This is a genomic window from Chryseobacterium paridis (genome assembly GCF_016595215.1).
GTDB classification, from domain to species: domain Bacteria; phylum Bacteroidota; class Bacteroidia; order Flavobacteriales; family Weeksellaceae; genus Chryseobacterium; species Chryseobacterium paridis.
In genome coordinates this window covers 475,912-497,665 of record NZ_JAENHK010000001.1, presented here as the reverse complement: position 1 = coordinate 497,665, position 21,754 = coordinate 475,912, and the positions used below count along the sequence as shown (strand labels likewise).

22 protein-coding genes are annotated in these 21,754 nt (G+C 34.5%); 7 read left to right on the top strand and 15 right to left on the bottom strand.

Annotation, left to right across the window (positions count from 1 at the left end; translation table 11 throughout):
• Positions 1–48: 48 nt before the first annotated feature.
• Positions 49–2,244 (bottom strand): glutamine synthetase III family protein, encoded by a 2,196-nt coding sequence (locus JHL15_RS02225; protein WP_200242271.1) that lies wholly within the window; start codon positions 2,242–2,244, stop codon positions 49–51.
• 283 nt (positions 2,245–2,527) lie between these two features.
• On the opposite strand from JHL15_RS02225, the gene JHL15_RS02220 reads away from it, so the two are divergent.
• The 3 genes from JHL15_RS02220 (at position 2,528) to JHL15_RS02210 (ending at position 6,896) form a co-directional block, all read left to right on the top strand.
• Entirely contained in the window at positions 2,528–4,219 is a 1,692-nt protein-coding gene (locus JHL15_RS02220; protein ID WP_200242269.1) for a DUF6909 family protein, read from the top strand.
• A gap of 220 nt (positions 4,220–4,439) precedes the next feature.
• Positions 4,440–4,913 carry a DinB family protein gene (locus tag JHL15_RS02215; RefSeq protein ID WP_200242267.1) on the top strand — a complete coding sequence of 158 codons (474 nt, stop codon included), beginning with the start codon at positions 4,440–4,442 and terminating at the stop codon, positions 4,911–4,913.
• A 138-nt stretch (positions 4,914–5,051) separates the two neighbouring features.
• Positions 5,052–6,896 (top strand): M1 family metallopeptidase, encoded by a 1,845-nt coding sequence (locus JHL15_RS02210; RefSeq protein ID WP_200242265.1) that lies wholly within the window; start codon positions 5,052–5,054, stop codon positions 6,894–6,896.
• A gap of 41 nt (positions 6,897–6,937) precedes the next feature.
• Here the strand turns inward: JHL15_RS02210 and JHL15_RS02205 are convergent, their stop codons facing one another.
• Positions 6,938–7,120: a bacteriocin-like protein gene (locus JHL15_RS02205; protein WP_200242263.1), complete on the bottom strand. Its 183-nt coding sequence runs from the start codon at positions 7,118–7,120 to the stop codon at positions 6,938–6,940.
• 242 nt (positions 7,121–7,362) lie between these two features.
• Positions 7,363–7,551, bottom strand: coding sequence for a bacteriocin-like protein (locus tag JHL15_RS02200; protein WP_200242259.1), 189 nt, complete (start codon positions 7,549–7,551; stop codon positions 7,363–7,365).
• A 232-nt stretch (positions 7,552–7,783) separates the two neighbouring features.
• Between JHL15_RS02200 and JHL15_RS02195 the strand changes: the two genes are divergently transcribed.
• The 3 genes from JHL15_RS02195 to JHL15_RS02185 are packed head-to-tail and all read left to right on the top strand — an operon-like array spanning position 7,784 to position 10,083.
• Entirely contained in the window at positions 7,784–8,542 is a 759-nt protein-coding gene (locus tag JHL15_RS02195; RefSeq protein WP_200242255.1) for a type III pantothenate kinase, read from the top strand.
• Positions 8,542–9,072, top strand: a complete 531-nt coding sequence (locus JHL15_RS02190; protein ID WP_200242252.1) for a GNAT family N-acetyltransferase — start codon at positions 8,542–8,544, stop codon at positions 9,070–9,072. Before JHL15_RS02195 ends, JHL15_RS02190 begins: the two co-directional genes overlap by 1 nt.
• A 54-nt stretch (positions 9,073–9,126) precedes the next feature.
• Complete coding sequence (locus tag JHL15_RS02185) at positions 9,127–10,083, top strand: hypothetical protein (protein WP_200242249.1); 957 nt, start codon at positions 9,127–9,129, stop codon at positions 10,081–10,083.
• A gap of 3 nt (positions 10,084–10,086) precedes the next feature.
• Here JHL15_RS02185 and JHL15_RS02180 read toward each other — a convergent pair whose 3' ends face one another.
• From JHL15_RS02180 to JHL15_RS02130, 11 genes are all read right to left on the bottom strand, one after another.
• Positions 10,087–10,518 (bottom strand): nucleoside deaminase, encoded by a 432-nt coding sequence (locus tag JHL15_RS02180; protein WP_200242246.1) that lies wholly within the window; start codon positions 10,516–10,518, stop codon positions 10,087–10,089.
• Positions 10,518–11,147 carry an energy transducer TonB gene (locus tag JHL15_RS02175; RefSeq protein ID WP_234047667.1) on the bottom strand — a complete coding sequence of 210 codons (630 nt, stop codon included), beginning with the start codon at positions 11,145–11,147 and terminating at the stop codon, positions 10,518–10,520. Before JHL15_RS02175 ends, JHL15_RS02180 begins: the two co-directional genes overlap by 1 nt.
• 56 nt (positions 11,148–11,203) lie before the next feature.
• On the bottom strand, positions 11,204–12,124 hold the full coding sequence (locus tag JHL15_RS02170) for a helix-turn-helix transcriptional regulator (protein WP_200242244.1): 921 nt from the start codon (positions 12,122–12,124) through the stop codon (positions 11,204–11,206).
• Positions 12,125–12,319: 195 nt separating this feature from the next.
• The gene (locus JHL15_RS02165) at positions 12,320–12,493 is read right to left on the bottom strand and encodes a hypothetical protein (protein ID WP_200242242.1); all 174 of its coding nucleotides are present in this window, start codon (positions 12,491–12,493) and stop codon (positions 12,320–12,322) included.
• 188 nt (positions 12,494–12,681) lie between these two features.
• A complete protein-coding gene (locus JHL15_RS02160) occupies positions 12,682–13,239 on the bottom strand; it encodes a hypothetical protein (RefSeq protein ID WP_200242241.1) in 558 nt (185 codons plus the stop codon).
• A gap of 1 nt (position 13,240) precedes the next feature.
• Positions 13,241–13,924 carry a hypothetical protein gene (locus tag JHL15_RS02155; RefSeq protein WP_200242240.1) on the bottom strand — a complete coding sequence of 228 codons (684 nt, stop codon included), beginning with the start codon at positions 13,922–13,924 and terminating at the stop codon, positions 13,241–13,243.
• A 72-nt stretch (positions 13,925–13,996) separates the two neighbouring features.
• Positions 13,997–14,569 (bottom strand): DUF2589 domain-containing protein, encoded by a 573-nt coding sequence (locus JHL15_RS02150; protein WP_200242239.1) that lies wholly within the window; start codon positions 14,567–14,569, stop codon positions 13,997–13,999.
• Positions 14,570–14,942: 373 nt separating this feature from the next.
• Entirely contained in the window at positions 14,943–15,980 is a 1,038-nt protein-coding gene (locus JHL15_RS02145; protein WP_200242238.1) for a patatin-like phospholipase family protein, read from the bottom strand.
• 191 nt (positions 15,981–16,171) lie between these two features.
• Positions 16,172–16,672, bottom strand: a complete 501-nt coding sequence (locus JHL15_RS02140; protein ID WP_200242237.1) for a M15 family metallopeptidase — start codon at positions 16,670–16,672, stop codon at positions 16,172–16,174.
• A gap of 296 nt (positions 16,673–16,968) precedes the next feature.
• Entirely contained in the window at positions 16,969–17,580 is a 612-nt protein-coding gene (locus JHL15_RS02135) for a YdeI/OmpD-associated family protein (RefSeq protein ID WP_200242235.1), read from the bottom strand.
• 4 nt (positions 17,581–17,584) lie between these two features.
• Positions 17,585–18,712: a serine hydrolase domain-containing protein gene (locus JHL15_RS02130; RefSeq protein ID WP_200242233.1), complete on the bottom strand. Its 1,128-nt coding sequence runs from the start codon at positions 18,710–18,712 to the stop codon at positions 17,585–17,587.
• Between the two features lie 98 nt (positions 18,713–18,810).
• On the opposite strand from JHL15_RS02130, the gene JHL15_RS02125 reads away from it, so the two are divergent.
• A complete protein-coding gene (locus JHL15_RS02125; RefSeq protein ID WP_200242231.1) occupies positions 18,811–20,124 on the top strand; it encodes a M48 family metalloprotease in 1,314 nt (437 codons plus the stop codon).
• 23 nt (positions 20,125–20,147) lie between these two features.
• On the opposite strand, the gene JHL15_RS02120 is transcribed toward JHL15_RS02125, so the two are convergent.
• Positions 20,148–21,680 (bottom strand): hypothetical protein, encoded by a 1,533-nt coding sequence (locus JHL15_RS02120; protein WP_200242228.1) that lies wholly within the window; start codon positions 21,678–21,680, stop codon positions 20,148–20,150.
• Between the last annotated feature and the right edge of the window lie 74 nt (positions 21,681–21,754).

Sequence of the window (21,754 nt, the reverse complement as noted above, 5' to 3'; positions counted from 1 at the left end):
ACTCCCCGAATACATCGAGGAGTTTCACTAATATGGACTATACAAATGTTACTTTGTAAATAACATTTCTCTGTATTTTGTCATTGGCCAAAGCTCATCATCCACCATCATTTCAAGATTGTCAGAAGCTTCTCTGATTCCTTCAAATAAAGGGATTACTTTATTACAATAGTCTTCTGCTTGCTTTTGGCTGTTTGATACTGCTTTTGCAGCTTCTCTTGCTTTGATTAGAGCTTCAACTCCCAATTTGATTATAGAAACGTTTTCAGAAATGTGGCTGATCAGACTCATTTGCTCTTTCGCTAATGTTTTGAATTCTTTATCTCCGAAGATTTCTTTAAGACCTTTTACATTCTCAATTAATCTATTTTGATATTTCAATGCAGAAGGAATGATGTGGTTTCTGGCGATATCGCTTAGAACTCGTGCTTCAATATCGATAACTGTAGAATATTTTTCAAGTTTGATCTCGTTTCTTGCTTCTACTTCTCTGTGAGTGAATACTCCTATTTCTTCATATAATGCAAGGAACTTTTTATCCATCTCCTGTTTAAGAGCTTCCGGAGTTGTCTTCAAGTTGTTCAGACCTCTCTTTTTAGCTTCTTTTGCCCAGTCATCAGAATATCCATCCCCTTCAAACATAATGTTTTTACACTGCTTGATGTATTCTCTTAACACATTGAAGATCGCTTCATCTTTCTTCAATCCTGTTTCGATAAGTGCATCAACTTCTTTTTTGAAGTCATTTAATTGTTTTGCAGCGATCGTGTTCATTACGGTCATAGATTCTGCACAGTTTGCAGAAGATCCTACTGCTCTGATCTCAAATTTATTTCCAGTAAATGCAAATGGAGACGTTCTGTTTCTATCCGTATTATCTAGTAGGATTTCAGGAATTTTTCCAACTACATTTAATTTTAATTCTGTTTTTTCTTCAGGAGATAATTTTCCGTTTGTTACTTTCTCCAATTCTTCTAAAACTCTGAACAGCTGACTTCCAATAAATACAGAAATAATTGCTGGCGGAGCTTCATTAGCACCTAATCTGTGATCGTTACTTGCAGAAGCAATACTTGCTCTTAAAAGGTCAGCATATTCGTGAACTGCTTTGATCGTGTTAACGAAGAATGTTAAGAACTGTAAATTTTTCTTAGGGTTTTTCCCTGGGCTCAATAGGTTTTCTCCTGTATCTGTTGCCAAAGACCAGTTATTGTGTTTTCCGCTTCCGTTTACTCCTGCGAATGGCTTCTCGTGGAATAAGATATGGAAGTGGTGCTTGTGAGCAACTCTTGCCATGATATCCATCAATAAAGAGTTGTGGTCTACTGCAACGTTTACTTCTTCAAACATTGGAGCCAACTCAAATTGGTTAGGGGCTACCTCGTTGTGTCTTGTCGTTACAGGGATTCCCAATTTCATACATTCTATTTCCAACTCTTTCATGAAGTTCATTACTCTCGTTGGGATAGATCCGAAATAGTGGTCATCCAGCTGCTGTCCTTTTGCAGGTGAGTGACCCAATAAAGTTTTACCTGTCAATACCAAGTCCGGACGCGATTGGTATAGTGCTGAATCCACTAAAAAATATTCTTGCTCCCATCCTAATGTAGGAGTTACTTTTGTTACGTTTTTGTCAAAATACTGCATTACGTTTGTTGCAGCTTCATCCACAGCGTTTAGAGCTCTTAAAAGTGGAGCTTTATAATCTAGTGTTTCTCCTGTATAAGAAATAAAGATCGAAGGAATACAAAGTGTAGTTCCCATAATGAAAGCTGGAGATGTTGGATCCCAAGCCGTATAACCTCTTGCCTCAAAAGTGTTTCTGATTCCTCCGTTCGGGAAAGAAGAAGCATCCGGCTCTTGTTGGATAAGTAAGTTTCCACTGAATCTTTCAATAGCTCTTCCGCCTTCAATCGGTGTGAAAAAAGAATCGTGCTTTTCAGCAGTTGTACCTGTTAAAGGCTGAAACCAGTGAGTGTAGTGTGTTGCCCCTTTGCTCATTGCCCAATCTTTCATAGCTACTGCTACCTGATCTGCAATATGTCTCTGGATTTTAGTTCCTTTCTTGATAGCATCCATAATAGAATTGAATGCTTCTTTCGTTAAATATTCTCTCATTGTTTCCTCAGAGAAAACATTTAGACAGAATAGCTCAGACAATTTTGCAGGAACTTCAATAGAATTATCTTTTCTAAAGTCCTTAAATGGTAATGTTTCTAACGCTTTGAATCTTAAAGTTGACATAATAGGGTTAATTTTTACAGGGCAAATTTACAAAAAAAATGAATTCAAAATACTTTAGCCCTAAAAATTTTAGGGGTGTTGTTGAAAATTTATGAATTTTAATTGAGAATTTAATTTTTTTTGGACAGGGATGTCTCAAAAGGGATCAAAGTTCAGGGCTTGAACCCATGAATATATTCTATATTGGAAATGTACAAAAAATATCCAAATTTTAAACTCCTTATTAAAAGATAGTTAAAATAAGTTGGGTGGAGATTTTGTATATTTGTGTGAAATTTATTTTATGACAAATTCTAGAGCAAGAGAGACAACAGAGGCTATTGAAAGATTATACATCTCTATGAGACATTTATTTTATAGAGGATTTTTCAAGCCAGGTGGTGTTTCAGGAGAAAGTATAAGAAGTTTGTTAAAAACAATCAACCCTGAGATTTATGGTACCATGAATGTTCCTAATAAACTGGAGCTTGATGGTTTGATGTATGTTTTGGACAGACTTCCTGAAGGAATTGAGGAATGTGCTTTTATTCATCTTACATCAGATGAGGGTTTTGATAAAGGAAGTTTCGAACCTATTGTTCCTAAAAAGAGAAGAAGAAACTGTTATAGAATTGATGAACACCAGATGAATATCGAGGTTCTTTTGGGGCGTTCAGAGATCTATGATATTCTTACTCACTTAACATTCTTATTTATAGAAGCGGACAAGATCCGTAACCTGGCTTTCATTCAGGATGAAAACTGGAAGCCAACACGAGCTTTTAAAATTATCGAAGAGGTAGTAAAAGGAGAAAAGAAATTCAGCAGAAAAGAAAAAGAAGTAGCACTTATTCATCTTTCTTCTTTAATAGGAAGAACTTTCGAAGAGACCTTAAGAGCTTACAATACTTTTGGAGATGATGAAAATCCTGACCGTTTATTTAAGATCATCTATAATTTAGGAAAAGTAAGTTTGGACGATGCTAAACAAAGCAGAGAAAGAGAAATTCATTTCAGTGCTATATTAAAGGAAAGAGTAGGACACCATTATTTTGGTGAAAAATGGGCCAATAAAGTAAAAGAAGTTTTATTTGAAAACGATCTTCATATGCGTCCGCTGCATATTATTTCTGCGAATATGCACTCCGTAAAAAATATGCTGTATGCCAATGATGCATTAAAGAAAAAAGATCATAAGGAAGTTGACTATAAGTTATATGGTGATATTTCTGATAAAAAAGACCTTCGGGATAAAGTTTCAAAATATGCTGCTGATCAAGGATTAATCTATATTGATGACAAAAGTGGAAGTAATATAGACGTTCAGATCATTGACCTAAGCAAAACGGATCTTAAAAATACACCTTTCGGAAATACTAAATATTCAGGAGACGATGTGATCATGGTCTTTGATTATGCATTCGGAGAGCAGGCTTATGAGGTAATGGATGAACTTTTAAGACCTTTCGAACATAAAGGAGAAGTCTATATGATGAAAGTGAAATCTGTTTCCATTATGGGGAAAGCGGGAATTCTTAGTGGAGAAAAAGGAGATATTATGATTCCTACATCTCATATTTTTGAAGGAACGGCTGATAACTACCCTTTTGAAAATGCTTTAAAATTGGAAGATTTTAAGGATGATGAGCTGAAAGCTTTCGAAGGTACAATGATTACCGTTTTGGGAACTTCACTTCAAAATAGGGACATTCTTTCTTATTTCATGAATACTTCATGGAAGGCAATAGGTCTTGAAATGGAAGGGGCGCATTATCAAAAAGCGATTCAGGTGGCATCTAAAATAAGACATCATATTGCGCCGGACTTATTTGTGTGTTATGCTTATTACGCTTCGGATAACCCACTGGAAACAGGAAGTACACTTTCTTCAGGAGGGCTAGGTCTTACAGGCGTAAAGCCAACCTATCTGATTACTTTAAAGATCCTTGAAAAGATTTTACAAAGTGGAAAGAAAGAAGTTTCTGCAAAAAAATAATCTTATTTTATATTAGATATAAGCCTTGAGTATAAAAACTTGAGGCTTTTTTATGTTTTAAACACGAATGGCACTAATATTTTTTCACAAATAACACGAATATATTTGTGCTTAAAATTGTGTAAGCATTTGTGTTATTGGTGGTTTGAAAAAGATTTGCTAAATCAGCGAGAGTTTAAAAAATCCAAATTATTATCTTTAGGAAAATAAAATTAAAACAATGAGTTCAGCTACGCAATTATCAAAAAGATTCAGAGAAGTTCTGCTTGATGGTTTTTGGATCGCCAATACCAATTTTAAAGATCAGCTTTCGAATGTAACCTGGGAGCAGGCTACGACAAAGGTTAGTTCCTTGAATACGATTGCTGCTTTAACTTTTCATATTGATTATTATATTGCAGGGATTGTCAATGTATTTGAAGGGGGTGACCTTGAAATAAAAGATAAATACAGTTTTGATCTTCCTCCTATTGACTCACAAAAGCAGTGGGAAGATTTGCTGGATAAATTGTGGATGGATTCTGAAAAGTTTGCTACATTACTTGAACAGATACCGGATGCTCAATTGGATGAAGTTTTTGTGGATGAGAAATATGAAACTTACAGAAGAAATATAGATGGGATGATTGAACATAGTTATTATCATTTGGGCCAGATTACCCTCATCAGAAAATTATTGAATTCACAATCATAGATTTTTTAATCTCTTGTAGATTTTATGAGGAATCATTTGAATGATCTGTAGCCGGATTAGATCGTACAAACCTCAACATACCCCACATTGTTGAGGGTCTTGGATAATTTAACTACCTTTAAAAAAAATAAATTTTAAATGAAAAAGTCGATTGCAATCATTTTTGCGTTTATCATTTCACAATTTCAGGCGCAGCAAAATCCTTATTATCAGCAGGCTGCGAAGTACAAAATGGATATTGATGTTAATGCAGAAAAATTTACTTACCAGGGAAATCAAACATTACAATACACGAATAACTCACCGGATGAGCTGAATGTGGTGTATTTCCATTTATATTGGAACGCCTTTAAACCCAACTCAATGATGGATCAAAGAGTTGCCAGTCAAGGTAAAAATGGTGATTCAAGATTGCAGAAAGACGGAATTTCAAGATTAGCTTCTATTCCTAAAGATCAGGAAGGAGCGCAAAATATACACTGGATCAAACAGAATGGGAAAGATCTGAAGTTTGAGGTTCAGGAGACAATTATGAAGGTGTATCTAAATGAATCCATTAAACCGAATTCTACTACATCTTTTACAATGGAATGGGATGCAGTGATTCCACAGCAGATCAGAAGAAGTGGTAGAAATAATAGAGAAGGAGTAGATATGACCATGACCCAATGGTACCCGAAAATTTCTGAATACGATTATGACGGATGGGCTACCTTCGATTATATAGGAAGAGAATTTCATGCACCATTCTCAGATTTTGATGTTACCATTAAAATTGATAAAGATTATGTAATTGGAGCCGGAGGAATTTTGGAGAACCCGAAAGAAGTTAAAGGTTATGATGCCAACGCCAACATTAAGGCTGAAAAGAATAAAAAGGCTACCTGGAAATGGACAGCTAAGAATATTTTAGATTTCGCGTGGAGTGCCGATAGAGATTACATTGTTAAAAGTTTTGATGTTCCTGATGGACCAAAAGTTTATCTGGTTTATCAAAAAAATGATAAAACGAAAGTTTGGGAAGAGGCTCAACCTTATGTAACCAAATATTTCCAAATCATGAATTCTCACTTTGGAAAATATGCTTATCCTACATATGCCTTTATCCAAGGAGGTGATGGAGGAATGGAATACGGAATGTGCACGATGATTTTAGGTGAGTCAAAAAGTATGGAAGACTTAATGGGGTTGATGGCGCATGAAGGATCACATTCATGGTATCAGCAAATGCTGGCAACTAATGAATCGGTACGTCCTTGGATGGATGAAGGATTTACGAGCTACGCGGAAGGTTATGTGATGAATCAGTTATTTCCTCCTAAAGATAAACTTCCAAATCCTTTCGTTGAAAGACTGGAGGCTTACAGAAACTTTGTGAAAAAAGGGATAGAAGAACCTGCTGTTTGGCTAGGAGATCACCATGATAATGGTACATCGTACACGTATGCTTCTTATATAAAAGGAGAATTATTTTTGGTGGAATTAGGATACATCGTTGGTGAAGAAAATCTATCAGAAATTCTGAAGCAGTATTTTAATACCTGGAGTTTAAAGCATCCAACAGATAGAGATTTTCTGCATATCGCACAAAAAGTTTCCGGAATGGATCTGAAATGGTTTCATCATTACTGGATCAATACAACAAAAACAATTGATTACGGAATTAAAGACGTGAAATATGATGCTAAGTCCACAACTATTACTCTTATCAATAACGGACAGGTTCCTATGCCAATTGACTTCAGTATATTGACCAAAGATAAAAAGATCGTCACTTATCAGATTCCTACGAATCTTACACATACATGGAAACAGAAAGATGAGTATGGCGATTTCAAAACAGAGAACTATTGGCCTTGGACACAGAAAGAATATACCTTGACAATTCCATATACCCAATCTCAATTGCAGTTGTTAGGAATTGACTTTAGTCAGAGATTAGCTGATGTAAATATGAAAGATAATTTTGTTGAAGTCAAATAAAAATAAATAAAAAAGGAGTATTAAAAAATACTCCTTTTTTATTAAAATCCACCGTTGGGAGCACATGAAGCCGGAACGATGCAGTTGAGAGCAGTACAAGGGTTTGCGGGACATCTTGTTCCCGGGCATATTGCAGGAACGCTGCTTCCTGGTACCGGACAGTTTACATTTCCTCCTTGTATGGATTTCAATGCAATTCTTGACATTTTCTTAAAATTTTTCATAGCGTAATGTTTTACATTGGTTTTAATAATCCAAATGTATTGTAAAGCACTTGGTCATAATAGGACAAATTGATAAGCGTATTCATAATCTTTATAAGTGTAATCTAATGATGGTTATTTGTAATTATGCATAATGAAATGAACTTATTCAAATAATTTTCGATTGTACTGAAAAGGGAGTTACAAAAAGAGAGCTGTATTAAAAAATACAGCTCTTTTTTCTTACTGAGAAATTAAGAAGTTTACAATGGCTCAGGGTTGCCACAATCTTCTGAAGATCTTAAACAGAATGGTCTCGCTTTACAGGGGTCCGGTGGACATACTGTTCCCGGACATAATGCAGGAGTTCCGCTTGGCATAGGGCAGGATACATAACCGCCACCATTAATTGATCTTAAACCACTTCTTGAAAGCTTTTTTAAATTTTTCATAGTATATATGTAAATTAGGTTAGTTGTTTTAAATGTAATACATTTTGAAGAAAAGAAATAGAATAACTGCACAGCTGTAGTGTGTTTTTTAGTAAGTGTAACAGGAATAAGATTAAATGTTGGATAATTTTACGAGAAACAACCTCAAATTAATATACAGTTTCATTGAGCTTTTGATCATAAAGCTTTATTTTTACAAATATTTTCAAACCCTTTTAGTTTAAAAAAGTAAATGAATTCTATCGTAATTAATGTAGGAAACAGCAATATCAGATTTGGCCTTTTTGACGATGACAACTGTGATATTTCATGGGTTATTAATACAAAGCCTTATAGAACGGCTGATGAATTGTATGTTCAGATGCTGATGCTATATCAAACCTATAAAATAGAACCGGACGCCATAAAAAAAGTGATTATAGGTTCCGTAGTGCCTCAGCTTACAAAAGTAATAAGCTCAGCCATAAAGAAGATCCACGGTATCTCTCCGGTTATTGTAGATAGAAATACACCTTCCGGAGTACAGGCAAAATCTAAGCAAATGGGAACGGACATTTATGCTAATCTTGTGGCAGCACATACCATGTATCCTGATCGAAAGAAAATTATCATAGATTTTGGAACGGCGCTTACGGCAAGCTGTGTTACTGAAACCGGAGAAACACTGGGTGTTATTATTGCACCGGGAATTGTAACTTCATTAAATTCTTTAATCAGTCAAACAGCTCAGCTTCCTGAAATAGAGCTGAAAAAACCGAAATCAGTTTTAGGTCTTGATACGGTAACCTGTATGCAAAGTGGTATGGTGTATGGCTTTTTAGGAATGGTAGAAGGATTTATAGACCGCATTAATGAGGAAGTAAATGATGATTGTTTTGTCATTGCAACAGGAGGGGTCTCTCATGTTTATAAACCTTTAACCACTAAAATACATATTACAGACAGGCTTCATACGTTGAAAGGTTTATATTTTTTAGGAAAAGATAAATAATGAAAAAATTTCCTGCAATAGAAACAAAAAGGCTAATTCTCTCCCAACTGGAGGAGAGTGATATTCCTGATGTAGTTGAGTATCTTCAGGAAAAAGTTTTTTCAGAACTTACTAGCAATATTCCTTATCCTTATACCCAAAAAGATGCTGAATTCTGGATTAAAATTTCACATGAAGCTTTTGAAAACGGGTCAGGATATACTTTTGCTATCCGCAATAAAGAGCATCAGATTATTGGAGCTATAGGAATTCATGATAGAGGGGATGATAAAGCTGAATTAGGATATTGGCTTGCTGTTCCTTTCTGGAATAAAGGGTATGTGACAGAGGCGGCTTCTGCAGTTGTAGAATTTGGTTTTAAAGAATTAGGGTATAATAAAATATTTGCTACTCACTTTTTTCATAATCCATCTTCAGGAAGGATCATGCAAAAAATTGGAATGGAGCAGGAAGCTGTATTAAAACAACATCTTAAAAAGGATGGGGAGTACTTTGATATTCCCATGTATTCTATTTTTAAGAAAAAGTAATTTTTTCTGTATATTAGGAATGGCTTTCTTTTTTGAATTTCATAAACTAATCTCATGAAAAAAATAACGAATTGTTTCTTCGTATTATTTACTTTACTCATCAATGCTCAAACAAAAGTTGCCGGTACTTATCATGTCGATTCAGGGAATCCTGATGATGGTGGATACAACTGGATGCTTTTAGAGAATCATACTTTTGCAATGGTCACTTTCGGTCAGATTATTGCAGGAACGTGGAGTATTGATAGCAACAATATAATATCCTTCACACCGTCTACTCCCAAGTATCCTTTTGATGTGTATGGAAGATATGATGCGGACCAAAAAGGGACCAAAATCATGTTTGATAACTTTGACCGAAGCTCAAAAGCTTACATGGGTAATACTGAACAAGGATTACAGCCTATATTAAACGAAGATGCCAACTGTTTTTCTTATCCGATGGTTAAGGAGTTTAACAATAACTTTAATGATATCGTGCTGTCGATCAAATTGTTTGATCAGGTAAAAGACGTTTTTTATGTAGCAGAAAATAAAAAGTATAATAATTTTATTATTATGTATTATGCATCTACAGCGAGACAACGCCCTTTTACTGCACGTTTGAAAGAAGGACGACTGTATTTCAGAAATGATGACCGTCCATCTTCTCCCCGAAAGGATGTACAACCACAGGAATTAAAAGAAATGGGAAAGTTTGTCGCTAATGGATTATCTGGCTTTTCCAAAGAATCTATTATAAGCAATAAAGCATATAATATCGAAGCCTATGGACCAGGTGAAAGATCTATGGAAGAAGACTTTGATGAAGAGTCCTACCTAACATACAATTATAATTATGACCGTCCAAAAGAGATTTATACTGCAAAGTATCCCCGAGGAGCTTCGGAAGATGATGCATACCATGATCTTGATACCATGTATAAGTATAATCGGATTGAGCTTAAACCTAATCAGAATTCATATAAAAAAATAGAAAAGAGCATTTTTACGATTACCTGTAAAGAATAAAACTTATCTCTTGGATCTGAAGAATTCTTTAACAATCGAAGAACATTCGTTTTCCATAATTCCTGTTACAACTTCTGTTTTAGGATGGAGGCTAAGGTGTTTATTAATGAATCCTCTCTGCTCATCTCTTGCTCCAATCACAACTTTTGAAATTTGTGACCATGAAAGAGCTCCAGAACACATCACACAAGGTTCCAATGTAACATACAATGTGCAATTGATTAAATACTTTCCTCCTAAAAAATTAGCCGCGGACGTAATAGCCTGCATTTCTGCGTGAGCGGTAACATCATTCAGGGTTTCTGTAAGGTTATGTGCCCTCGCTATAACACGGTTGTTAGAAACGATTACACAGCCAATAGGAACCTCATCTTTTTCAAGAGCTAATTCTGCTTCCTGAAAAGCCATTTTCATGAAATATTCGTCAGTAAACATTAGTCAAAGTTCATTGTTAAAGGAAGCTTAAAGCGATATCTCACAGGATCACCATTAATGATCGCAGGAGAAAATTTTTCTGAGAGAGAGTATAACGCAATTTGGGCTTGCCTGTTGAAAGTAAAATTATCTCCTTGTGCCTCTACATTGCTTATACTTCCATCCTTTTCAACAATGAAAGCAACATTAGCCTTTACTATTTTCGTGTCGGAAAAGACCCCATCTATGTAGAAAAGATGAGCAACCTCTTGGCGCAAGGCATTCATGCCTCCTGGATAATCAGCTGACTGATCAGTAATAGGAAATACCTCTGTTAGTTTCTCTGGGAAAGTTTTTTTGTTTTCTAATTGTAATCTGCTGAGGTCCTCTGTGTTTTTTACTCTTAATAAAGCACCAATTAATGCTACATTTTCAATACTGTCCATTTTCTTCATGAACAAAAGAAAATCTTGCTTTATGGATGCCTTTTGAAAATTACCGGTTTCTGCATCAAACTTCTTCTTAAACTCAGTATTCAGCATATTCCGATGCTGGTTATAGTAAGATTTTACCATCTTAAACTCTTCTCTTTGCTGAGAAAATAGGATGGTAGAAAAAAGACAGCATAAAAAGAGAAATAGCGATTTCAATTTTGAGATATTTATGTAAAAGTAATCAAAATAAACTAAAATTAAATGATCATAGTTTAGTCTTCCAGGTAGCTGTTTAATGATTCTTTCAGATGATTGCGGATTTCATCAACTAAAGATTTAGGCTCAAGAACTTTTACTTCTTTTCCGTAGGAAAGAATTTCCTGCATAAAATCATAAGTAGGGTGCAAAAAGAACTCAAAGTATATATCCTCAGGAGTTTCTTTAATCTCATTTTGAGACTGGTGAAGCGGAAAACTTTTGATGTATTCTCCCTGATGACGCGAGCATTTCAATGTGATTTTCTGAGGTTTTTGTTCCGTTAAATTCATAACCCCGAATGCATTTTTAAAATGTTCGCGAAAGTTATAACGATATTTTTCCCGGAACTTGGTCTTGCTTACATCCAGATAATTGATTCTATCCAGCCCAAAAGACTTTAATAGTTGATCATTTGTATCGATAGCAATAAGATACCATCGGCCTTTAGACTCCTTCAAGGCTAAAGGGTGTACTTTCCTGGAAGTCATCAGTTTGTTCTTAAAATTATAATGCTCAAAAGTAACTACTCGTTTATTACGGATGGCAAAGAAGAGATCATAAAAATGATCTACTCCGGTTGGTTTTCTGGATTCAAAGAAAATGTAACCTGAAAAATCCGGATGAACATTCAGAGCATTACTTACCTGAAAGGATTCCAATAGTTTTTGATTGTATTCGTCTACTTCCATCGTCGGACGACTTTCAATATAATAACGATTATCACCTTTCTTTTTATTGTGGATGGAAAGATTGAATAGATTTGAAATTTCGCGAATATCCCTCTGTAATGTACGGATCGAATAGCTCTTGATATCCGCATCTTGAAATTCAAAAGAATTCAAAAGATAATCTTCCAGCTGGGCATAGGTAGCTGGTGCACTTTCTAGTTTCTTTATAATTAAAGCATATCGGGTAAGGTAAAAGTCCTTTTTCATTCGGTTATATTTCTATAACAAATATAGAATGTTCTGACGACAAAATATGTCGTAATTTATTTTTGTGGATAAGTTTTGGAATTGGTTGTTTAAAAAGTTCCGGCTATCCAATAGATGTGAATGGTTGTTCAAAGGTATTATGGAATTAAGATGAAAAATTATTGGATAGCTCAGAACTTGGTTACTAACATGTGTTTATAAATAAATATCCCCTTCGAGGGCTTCATTTTCAAAGTCTTCTTTGAAAAAGAGTTCAATGTCGTTAAGATAGTTTTCATAGTCTATCTCTACGTTTTCGATATCACTCCACTCAATAGTATAGAGATCTGTATCGAAAATTATATCTGGATTGTGATTTGGCGTTTCCATGTTTGGTGTTTTAAAGGTTGAACATATTTCAGGCTGTCCAGCATTAATTAATGTTGAATTCAATAGCTTTTAAAAGTTTTTAAAGATTGTTTTTTTGTGTCTTGGTTTATATTTCAAATGTAGGGAGGAAAGGCGACAAAACTTGACGTAATAAAAAAAATAACTCAAAAAATTGAGCTATTTTAGTTTTAGGAAAAATCTTTGATATCTATCTCATCTCCGATCAACAGGATGATGTCCATTTCTGAAAGCATTGATTTAAGCTTCACGCCTCCTACATTCAGATCTGGATTTGAAAGGATATACCACCAGACTCTTTGGATAAAATCCTCAAAATTCATTTCAGGACTATAGTGCTGGGTTTTTGTTTGTGCTGTTAATACCAATAATTGTTTTGTAATATCCCGGCATTCATTCATCTTTCCTTCATGAGGAAGTAAAACATTGAGCACACAATTTTGTGCATTATAAAGAAGGTTGGCTGCAATTTTAATCTGATTCTTTTTACCATTAAATCCTCTTTCGTCGCTGATCTTTCCAGCGAGAATATTAGCCCTGAAGCCAGCTATTTCTGAAACTTCGCTGATGTTGTTATTAGAGAAGATCTCTTCTGCTGACTTTAGCCATGAAAATGTTTTTTCAACAAAAAAAGGATCTTTTTTTTCTAATGAAGAAACAATGCCTGGAAATTCCATCAGCTTTTCTTTTAGCTGGCTAACTAAAATAAATTGTGATTTTTTCATCATATTATTCAGGAATTAAAGTTTCTATAACATTTCCATTGATATCTTCATATCTTGACCATTCCATACCTGCTTCACTAACACTCATTTTAGCATAGATCAAACATTTTACATCTAACTGCATCAGTTTGCTGGCTTCTACTATAATATCATAATCTTCAGTTTTTTCAATCACTTTTCTTGCTTCACGGATCACTCTGTTTGATATGCTTTGTTGAAAAAATTCCGGATCAGTTTGTACCCATTTGAAATTAGGCAATGACCGACAGAATTCTTTTGTATATTTTGGAATGATCTCAAAATATTGTATTTGTGAATCAGTAATCGTTGTGGTATTGTCATCACGTACTTTTTTAAGCGCATCGTTATAATACACTTCCAGATCAACTATAAAAGCTTTCAGACTTTGGTCATTCTTTGTGTCAGACGGATCATAATCTGTTTTGGCGACTTTGATGATCTCATCATAGAGAAAATCTCTAAAGACCATTGGTGTTGAACCTCCTGCAGTGGCAAACGGAATGGTGAGGTCTACCGTTCCTACTTTCATTCGGGGAATAGAGAAATGTTTTAATAAATCATCTTGTGCATATTCCTTTGCAATCTGTACGGTTTGCAAGTCGGCCATTTTTCTCGCAGTGGCAATTTCAGAGACGATTCCTCCCAGGTATTCATTCAATTTTGGCATAATAAGTTTTTTTTAATTAAAATAGTTTGTTTAAAAAGGATGGCTGCCGGAGCAACCATCCAAAAAAGAAGATTAAGCTGTAGGCGCAGCGTTAGCTACAATAGCATCTTCCAACATATCCATAATTCTTGCAAGACCAGCCGGCAATTCATCATTCACAGCTTTTACATGTACACCCAAAGTGTATGTTTTTTCTGTAGTAGATGTACTTGAATTCGTCTTCTTGTAAGAAGCAGAAGCATTAAACTTAACTTTCCAGATTTTTCCACTTACAGAAGCACTTCCTGTAAATTCACTTGAGATAGCCTGCGTTTCTACTGAATTTAGTTTTGCATTAAAATCAATTGTCATTTCGTCAATTCTCAATGCAGGGATGGTAAGCATTGAAAGAAACGGAACCTGTAATGTAACAGTAGATTGTACTACCGTATCATTATCTCCAGGAACTGATTTTTTATACTTAAAATCTACATATCTAAGCTCTCCGGGAGCCGTAGCATGATTGGCTGGATTAAAGCCGACTTCCTTGATGAAGTTTACCTGCGAAATAGAAGCATCGTGTTGCGCTTTAATAGCGGCCTGCATAGGCCCACCGATGTATACGCTGAAATCTAAACTGTTTAATTCTTGTACTAAATTTGCCATAATTTAAAATTTTAAGGTTATTAATAATTGGTTAAATAATATATAGTAGTGCTAGCAGACTAATATTCAGTAAGGGGAATACATATCCTGTTCAGTATTTTGTAAACTGAAATTTCTTTATTCATTAAAAATAAAATGGATAGTTATAAAGTCGGGGCAAGTTTATTTAGCTCTTGTTTCCCTGGTTATTTTGTTAATTCAAAGATAGTTTTTGGTGACGTCAAAACTCGTCGTATTATAATTTTTTTTCATCAATGTATTGTATCAAATTGATGTCTTAGCATCAAAACCTGCGTATTATATCAGAGTTATATTTAAATCATTATTATCATAAGCTAAAAAACTTATATTGATTAATTATAAGCTTTTTAGCTTATATTTTATTTCTAATGAGTTTTTGTACAATCTGATTGAGTGTTTCTCTATTATCATCAATATAACTTAATCCGGCCTGGATCAGGTTTTCGATATTGGAACGTCTCACGTTATCCATTGATGGAGAAGCATTTTTCAAAGATGGGTTAATGCGGTAATAATTCTTTTGATTTCTCAGTCCCAATGTCTGAAACATTTGGCAAAGCTGATAATCAACAGTTTCTGCATTCGCAGACATCAAAATATCAATTATAGGTGTTACCCAACCGATTTTTCCGGCTTTTTCCAACTTTTTGAAAGAATAACTTCTCGCCTCAATTCCTGTTCCGATAGATACTATGATCATATCATTTACCATTGGATGATTGGCTTTCTGATGATTTTTCAATACTTCTGCGAAGGGAATTTTTCTTGCTTCTGCATAAGCACAAAGTGCAGGATTATTAGCAAACATCCCTCCATCAATAAGGCTGAATAACTGCCCATACATCGATTTAATCTGAACCGGACTGAAATAAGTAGGCGCTGCTGAAGTAGCACGACAGACATCTTTTACATAAAAATTGTCGGTACTTAAACTAGCTTCCCACGAATTGAAAAGTTTTGCTCTTCTGTTTTCTATATCATAACTGGTAATTAAACAAGGTTTTATTAATTCTTTTAATTCAAGATGTCCAAAAAAATCATTCAGGTTTTTTTCAAGCGCTTCCTGAGAAATCTTTTCATTAAGAAGCCCAAAAGGGTTTACTAATTTCTCCCAAAAAGAAACCTGAAATATATCGCCTCCTTTTTCAGCATATAACTCTAATCCTTTCTGAATAGAATACTTTGCTTTTCGATGTTCATCCGGGCATAAAATAATAGACGCAATAAGTCCTCCCGTGCTGCTTCCTGCTACCAAATCAAAATAATCCCCAAGTTTAGCCGTGGGCTTATCATAATATTGTAATTGCTCTTCTATATACCGCAGAATAATACAGGTGATAATACCTCTTATTCCGCCGCCGTCTAAAGAAAGAATGGTTGTCTTTTTCATTGTTATAGTATTAATTGTTAATGGGACACTTACAATCTTTAATAGTCAAAACCAATTGTCATTCTTCTGGATAAAACAATTTCTTTTATCATGTAGATTTTATTGTTTTTTGTTGTTTTCTTGTAAAGCAAAGGTATAGTATCATAGCGACAGAACTTGTCGTATTATAATTATTTTCAAAAAATAGAGAATTAATTTACAATGTATCCGGCCTTATCCCTGGCCATTTTAGAGAGTGTTCTCCAGTTGGTTTTTACCAGACCTTTTTTTGTAGGAAAGTTCTTTTTTTCAAAGTGAGGAAGGTCTTTGAATGTTTTCCAGTTTCCACCCCAATCCCAACCATGTTTTGCAAAAATCTTTACACATTCATACCAATCGGCAACGCCATCATTGTCCCAATCTTTTGCTGTATCCCAGCTTGCGCTCTTCCCATCGATCATTAAACAGATGTCAACAGCCAGTCCATAGTTATGAATACTTTGTCCTGCTTTTGCATTGGTTACCTTCTTTGCTGTGGTTAGCCGCCCGATTGCATATAGTTTTTCCTGCTCTTCAAAAGAGCGTAAACCCTGAGTGATTCTCACTTTAGCTCTTCCGGTTAGGGCTTCATCACATTCTTTAATGATTTGTTTCACTTCTTCTCTTACCAGGGGGTGAAGCTTTTCTATTCGTTCTAACGTCACTTTATCCATAATCTCAAACTTTTAGTATTTTTAGAAAACAAAAGTAGGAGTGGACCACGCCAAAACTCGACGTATTTGAAATAATTAAAGTCTAATTTATTTCTTAAATATTATATTTCTAAGTTCTGAAAAGTGGATTTTTTTTAGAATGCTGATAATGGCTTTATCCCGATTAAATTATATAAGACAAATGAAATCTTTACAAAAAGAAAATTTTCATGTTGTTAGTAAAGCAGCAATATACTTATTGGCTACTTTGATATTCCAGAAAAACAATTATTTGTAGATTAAGCAATCAGGACAATCTATTTTCTTTCATATTTCCAGTTTCTTGCCTTCCCTTCTTCAATCCACTCCAATGCCTGTTCCATTCTTTTATTTCTGGTAGCATCAGTTTTGGCATCTGTGATCCACATAATATATTCTTTTCTAAAAGATGGAGATTTTGATTCAAATACTTTTAAAGCTTTTTTATTTTGCTGTAAAGCTTCCTTGAAATAATCCGGGATTTCAGTTTCAGTTTTTGTAGGTGCTGCTTTTTTCAAGGTCACTCCCATATCTGTTAATTCCATGGCTTCAAGAATTGCTTTTTTTAATATAGATTTTGAAGGAAGCTCGTCCATTTTGGTAATCTTACCTAAACTGAACATTGAGCTTTTTTCAGCTGAGGTTTCAAGTTCCTTTATCGTTTTCATTTCTCCATGAAGCCAGAATCCAAGACTGCAATATTGTTTGAAAGAGGTAATTGAACAAAGGATTTTCCCTTTATACATAAAAGTGGGGAATTTCCATTTGATGGCTTCTTCCGTGTCAGGGCAATACTCGTGAATTGTTTCGCGAAGGTAATGCAAAATAGGTTTGGCAAAATCCGGAGATTGCTCAATATATTCGTCAACTTTACTGCTGTGTTTTTCCATGATTTTAATTAAATAGTTTTACGGTTTCATTGACAAGAAATTTTACCTGGTCTGGTCTTCCTCTGTCATTTTTAGGAGAGTTCTCATAGCTACCCGTTCTTACAATAACCATATTGTAATCTGGTACCATAATGATATACTGACCTTGAAGTCCCAGAAAATAATAATGTTTAATAGGATTGTCATGATTGATCCACAATCCCATTCCATAAATTTCTTCTGATTTTTCTGTGGGAGTTCTCATTTGTTCAATAAAATCAGAATTGAGAACCTGAATCCCATCAGCTTTACCATCGTTTAGAAATAATTGTCCAAGTTTTGCAAAGTCTCTGGAATTTGAATGAATACAGCAGTATGTTTTCTCCATTCCATTTTCATCTACACTCCATTCTGCATTTTGTTCCATGCCCAGAGGGGTCCAGAATTTTTCTGATAAATAGGTGGCTAGTGGTTGGCCTATCATCTCTCTTACTGCAAAACCTAATAATTGAGTCGAGCCGCTTTGGTATTCAAACCTGGTTCCCGGTTCTGTTGTAAATCTTCTTGAAAAAGTAGCTTTGATCAAACTTCTCCCATAATATGCCTTAGCATTGGGGCGGAAAGGATTTTTGTAATCTTCATCCCAGTCCAGGCCCGCTTCCATTTGGGCCAGATTTTTTAAGGTAAGCAGATTACCCAGTTCTCTATTTTTAAATGCTTCAAAAATATCCGAAAACTTCATATCAATGGATTGTATCTTTCCTTCTTCCAGAGCTTTTCCCAAAAGCATAACAGTAACTGCTTTTGCCATAGAAAAAGAATTCGTTTTAGAAAGTTGATCATATCCGTTCCAGTATTGTTCGTGGAGCAATTTACCGTTTTTAACCACTAAAAAAGAAGCGGTTTTAGAATGAACAAGATCGTCAACGATATTTTTAGGTAATTCTGTTTTATTGTACGATGCATCCTCTTCCCAAAGTTTTGGAGACTCTGTTACAATGATATTACTGGGAAACAGTTTTCCATCATCTATGTTTGCACTTGATTTGCCTTTCAAATACGTTTTAGCAATCCCGCTAAACAAATAATCATATCCCAAAAAGTAGGAGAGTGCTACCGTGGCAGCTGCCCCACCAATAATATATTTTAGCATTTTGTTCGAATGTGTCTTAAACAAATTTAAAATAAATTTGACATGAAAATAAAAATCTAATAGCAAATAAGTTATTTTTGCGCTTATTGATGAAAAAAATGATTAATAGATTTATTGTACTCATAGTATTAGTATTCTTCGTAAACTGTTTTTCGCAGGTCTATAAGCCAATTGATACTGCTGATTATCAGCAAAGAACAGCCTTTTTAAAAACGTTTAATATTAATAATGAACTTTTTATTAAGAATCTAAAAGCTAATTATTCAGGAAAAACCGGGTCAGAATTAGCCAAAATTTATAAAGAATTAGGGACTGATTTTGAGAAACAGGTTAAGAATAAAGACTTCATTTTCAAGTCGGAATTCGATCCTATGATCAAATCCCTTATCCAACGGTTACGAAAAAATAATCCACAGATTCCTGATAACCTAACCATATTAATTGCCAGAGATAATACACCCAACGCTTACTGTCTTGCGGATGGGACTTTTGTGATCAATATGGGACTGTTTAACTGGATGACTAATGAAGAGCAGATTGCTGCTGTTATTTCGCACGAATTAGGGCATAAGCTTAAAGAACATTCCCTTAAGATTGTAGTTGATATTATCGAGCAAAATCAGCTGGATAAAATTGAGGTGAGGAATCTGAAAGCCACCAATGATAATTTAAATAAAAAGGCATTTGATATCCTTAAAAAAAGAATTTATAAGAAGGGGATTGAAAAAAGGCAACAGGAAATACAGGCAGATTCTTTAGGCTATGCACTGTATAGAAATGGAGATTTTAAAAAGGAAGATTTTATCAATACCTTAAAAAGACTGGAAGATTTCGATACCATCTCTCCAAGAAAACTAAAAATAGAGACCTACAAAAAGTTCTTTAATTTACCTAAACAGGCTTTCAAGGAACAGTGGTTGAAAAAAGAAGATTTTTCTTTATATAACTATAATTTCTATAAAGAAAAGCTCAATAAAGACTCCGTGGCATCGCATCCGGAAATTACTACGAGGATCAATAATTTAAAGAAGATATTTCCTGAATTAGCAAAACCTGGTGAGCCGCAAAAAGCATCTGAAAATTTTACAGCCCTTAAGAGGAAGGCAAGGATGGAAATTCTCCCAAACTTTAGGCATTCTGAAGATTACGGGTTGGGGATCTATACCTCTTTACAGTTTTTGCAGGATGGTGAGGAAGAAGAGTATTATAAAAAATGGCTTGGAACCTGCTTTGCAAAAATATATGAAGCAAGAAAGAATTATAACCTGAATCGCTATCTCGATCGCGTAGAATCAAAAGATCAAAGTGAAAGCTATCAACAATTTCTGAACTTCATGTGGAATCTGAGTTTAGATGAAATCAAAAATATTGCGGATTATTATCAATCCTTTTATCAAAATAAAGAATCCTGATCACTGATCAGGATTCTTTATTTTTAGTAATTAAGTTTTTCTAAACGGATTTTATTGAATTTCTCTTTTTCGTTGTATTCCCGAAGAAGGATATAGCCTTCTTTTCCTACATAAGGAGTTACAATATAGTTATCTTTTTCAGAGATAGGAACTACCTCCTGTTTGAAGTTTCCGTCAATAACTGTATTGATGAAAAGATTCCATTTTTTCTGTTTGGTTACTTCATCCTTTTGATAGTCACGGTAGAAGAACACCACGTCTTTGCCGTTGTTGAGGTATTGTGAAAAAAGATAGTCGTTATTAGCCCATCTTGTTTTCTCTTTTTCAAAGACTTTAAGCTCTTTTATTTTAAAATCTTTATCAGTATAAACGTAAACCAGGTCTGTAGTTTTAGGCGCATTGTATTCTCCCTCAGGTTTGAATTTTTCCGATAAGATTCCGACACTTCCATCACTCATAAAATACAAGTCTTTTGTCTGAAGTCTATACCCACTTTCTACAACACCATAGGCATTGATTTTAGGAAGATATTTTTCAAAATTTGGCTTGAAATTTAAAGTTTTGGTATCAAAAGTAAAATCAGATTTATTGATCATAAATCTTGCAAATCCCACAGAGTTTAATTTTGCATAATTTCTTCCCACCATTACGATTTTATCGTCAAAGGTTTTATCATTGTCTATTCTCGAGCCATACCCGGAATAAAAAGAGTCAATATAATCAATGGATTCATCAGAAAGACCTGTTATAGGCTTATTAGCCACCTCTTTTCCGGTTTTCATATCGAGAACAACAAGATTAAAAGATGCTTTATCATCATCTACTTTTTTCAGAATAGTATAGATGTTATTTTCATCTTTTTCCAGAACAGATAAAGTGGCAAAACTTTTTTTCGTACCGTTTGTATTGTATTGATACCTCCAGACTTCTTTTTTGTTATCGTCAAACTTGATCAGGCTGTTGTTGCTGACATATCTTCCGTAATCTTTATATTCAATAGCGAAATACCCGCCTTCTTTTATTTCTCCTACTGCAGAAACATAATTGTATCCTTTTTCTTTTTTCTCTTCACGATTTTCTTTGCGTTGTTCCTTCCAGTTTTTAGGCTGGTCGATTTCTTTAAAAGTTCCATCTTCAAGATAGTCGTAATATACTTTTCTCTTAATTGTATTGGTTTTAGGATCAATGACCATTGAAACCGGAGTGAAGAGTTCCCTGTTTTTAACCAATGAATAATCCATTCTTGTAGGCTTCAGGATGATTTGTCCTTTAAAATCTACATAACCACCATAAGAAGCTGCTGTGATATCTCCTTCAAATTCTTTATTCGCAACCGGGTTGAGGTTTTTATCTAAAATAACGTACTCGAATTTCTTGGTTTTGTCTCCGGATTTTCCATAAGAATATACCGAAACATAGCCATAAAGATTTTCTTTATCATCCAATAGGGCATTCATCCCAACATGCTCTCCTGCTGCCAGTTTCGTTAAATCTTGTGTTTGTGAATGGTATAACGTCTGAACAAGGCCAAAAGCCATTAATAAAAATTTTTTCATTCTTCTAATTTGCGCCAAAAATAATAAATTATGGGATAGAAAATAAAAAAGCCTTGAAAAAATCAAGGCTTCGT

What these genes read in the sequence shown, in the direction of transcription:
- JHL15_RS02225 (WP_200242271.1), bottom strand. Translation starts at nt 2,244, where the DNA reads ATGTCAACTTTAAGATTCAAAGCGTTAGAAACATTACCATTTAAGGAC.
- JHL15_RS02220 (WP_200242269.1), top strand. Translation starts at nt 2,528, where the DNA reads ATGACAAATTCTAGAGCAAGAGAGACAACAGAGGCTATTGAAAGATTA.
- JHL15_RS02215 (WP_200242267.1), top strand. Translation starts at nt 4,440, where the DNA reads ATGAGTTCAGCTACGCAATTATCAAAAAGATTCAGAGAAGTTCTGCTT.
- JHL15_RS02210 (WP_200242265.1), top strand. Translation starts at nt 5,052, where the DNA reads ATGAAAAAGTCGATTGCAATCATTTTTGCGTTTATCATTTCACAATTT.
- JHL15_RS02205 (WP_200242263.1), bottom strand. Translation starts at nt 7,120, where the DNA reads ATGAAAAATTTTAAGAAAATGTCAAGAATTGCATTGAAATCCATACAA.
- JHL15_RS02200 (WP_200242259.1), bottom strand. Translation starts at nt 7,551, where the DNA reads ATGAAAAATTTAAAAAAGCTTTCAAGAAGTGGTTTAAGATCAATTAAT.
- JHL15_RS02195 (WP_200242255.1), top strand. Translation starts at nt 7,784, where the DNA reads ATGAATTCTATCGTAATTAATGTAGGAAACAGCAATATCAGATTTGGC.
- JHL15_RS02190 (WP_200242252.1), top strand. Translation starts at nt 8,542, where the DNA reads ATGAAAAAATTTCCTGCAATAGAAACAAAAAGGCTAATTCTCTCCCAA.
- JHL15_RS02185 (WP_200242249.1), top strand. Translation starts at nt 9,127, where the DNA reads ATGAAAAAAATAACGAATTGTTTCTTCGTATTATTTACTTTACTCATC.
- JHL15_RS02180 (WP_200242246.1), bottom strand. Translation starts at nt 10,518, where the DNA reads ATGTTTACTGACGAATATTTCATGAAAATGGCTTTTCAGGAAGCAGAA.
- JHL15_RS02170 (WP_200242244.1), bottom strand. Translation starts at nt 12,124, where the DNA reads ATGAAAAAGGACTTTTACCTTACCCGATATGCTTTAATTATAAAGAAA.
- JHL15_RS02165 (WP_200242242.1), bottom strand. Translation starts at nt 12,493, where the DNA reads ATGGAAACGCCAAATCACAATCCAGATATAATTTTCGATACAGATCTC.
- JHL15_RS02160 (WP_200242241.1), bottom strand. Translation starts at nt 13,239, where the DNA reads ATGATGAAAAAATCACAATTTATTTTAGTTAGCCAGCTAAAAGAAAAG.
- JHL15_RS02155 (WP_200242240.1), bottom strand. Translation starts at nt 13,924, where the DNA reads ATGCCAAAATTGAATGAATACCTGGGAGGAATCGTCTCTGAAATTGCC.
- JHL15_RS02150 (WP_200242239.1), bottom strand. Translation starts at nt 14,569, where the DNA reads ATGGCAAATTTAGTACAAGAATTAAACAGTTTAGATTTCAGCGTATAC.
- JHL15_RS02145 (WP_200242238.1), bottom strand. Translation starts at nt 15,980, where the DNA reads ATGAAAAAGACAACCATTCTTTCTTTAGACGGCGGCGGAATAAGAGGT.
- JHL15_RS02140 (WP_200242237.1), bottom strand. Translation starts at nt 16,672, where the DNA reads ATGGATAAAGTGACGTTAGAACGAATAGAAAAGCTTCACCCCCTGGTA.
- JHL15_RS02135 (WP_200242235.1), bottom strand. Translation starts at nt 17,580, where the DNA reads ATGGAAAAACACAGCAGTAAAGTTGACGAATATATTGAGCAATCTCCG.
- JHL15_RS02130 (WP_200242233.1), bottom strand. Translation starts at nt 18,712, where the DNA reads ATGCTAAAATATATTATTGGTGGGGCAGCTGCCACGGTAGCACTCTCC.
- JHL15_RS02125 (WP_200242231.1), top strand. Translation starts at nt 18,811, where the DNA reads ATGATTAATAGATTTATTGTACTCATAGTATTAGTATTCTTCGTAAAC.
- JHL15_RS02120 (WP_200242228.1), bottom strand. Translation starts at nt 21,680, where the DNA reads ATGAAAAAATTTTTATTAATGGCTTTTGGCCTTGTTCAGACGTTATAC.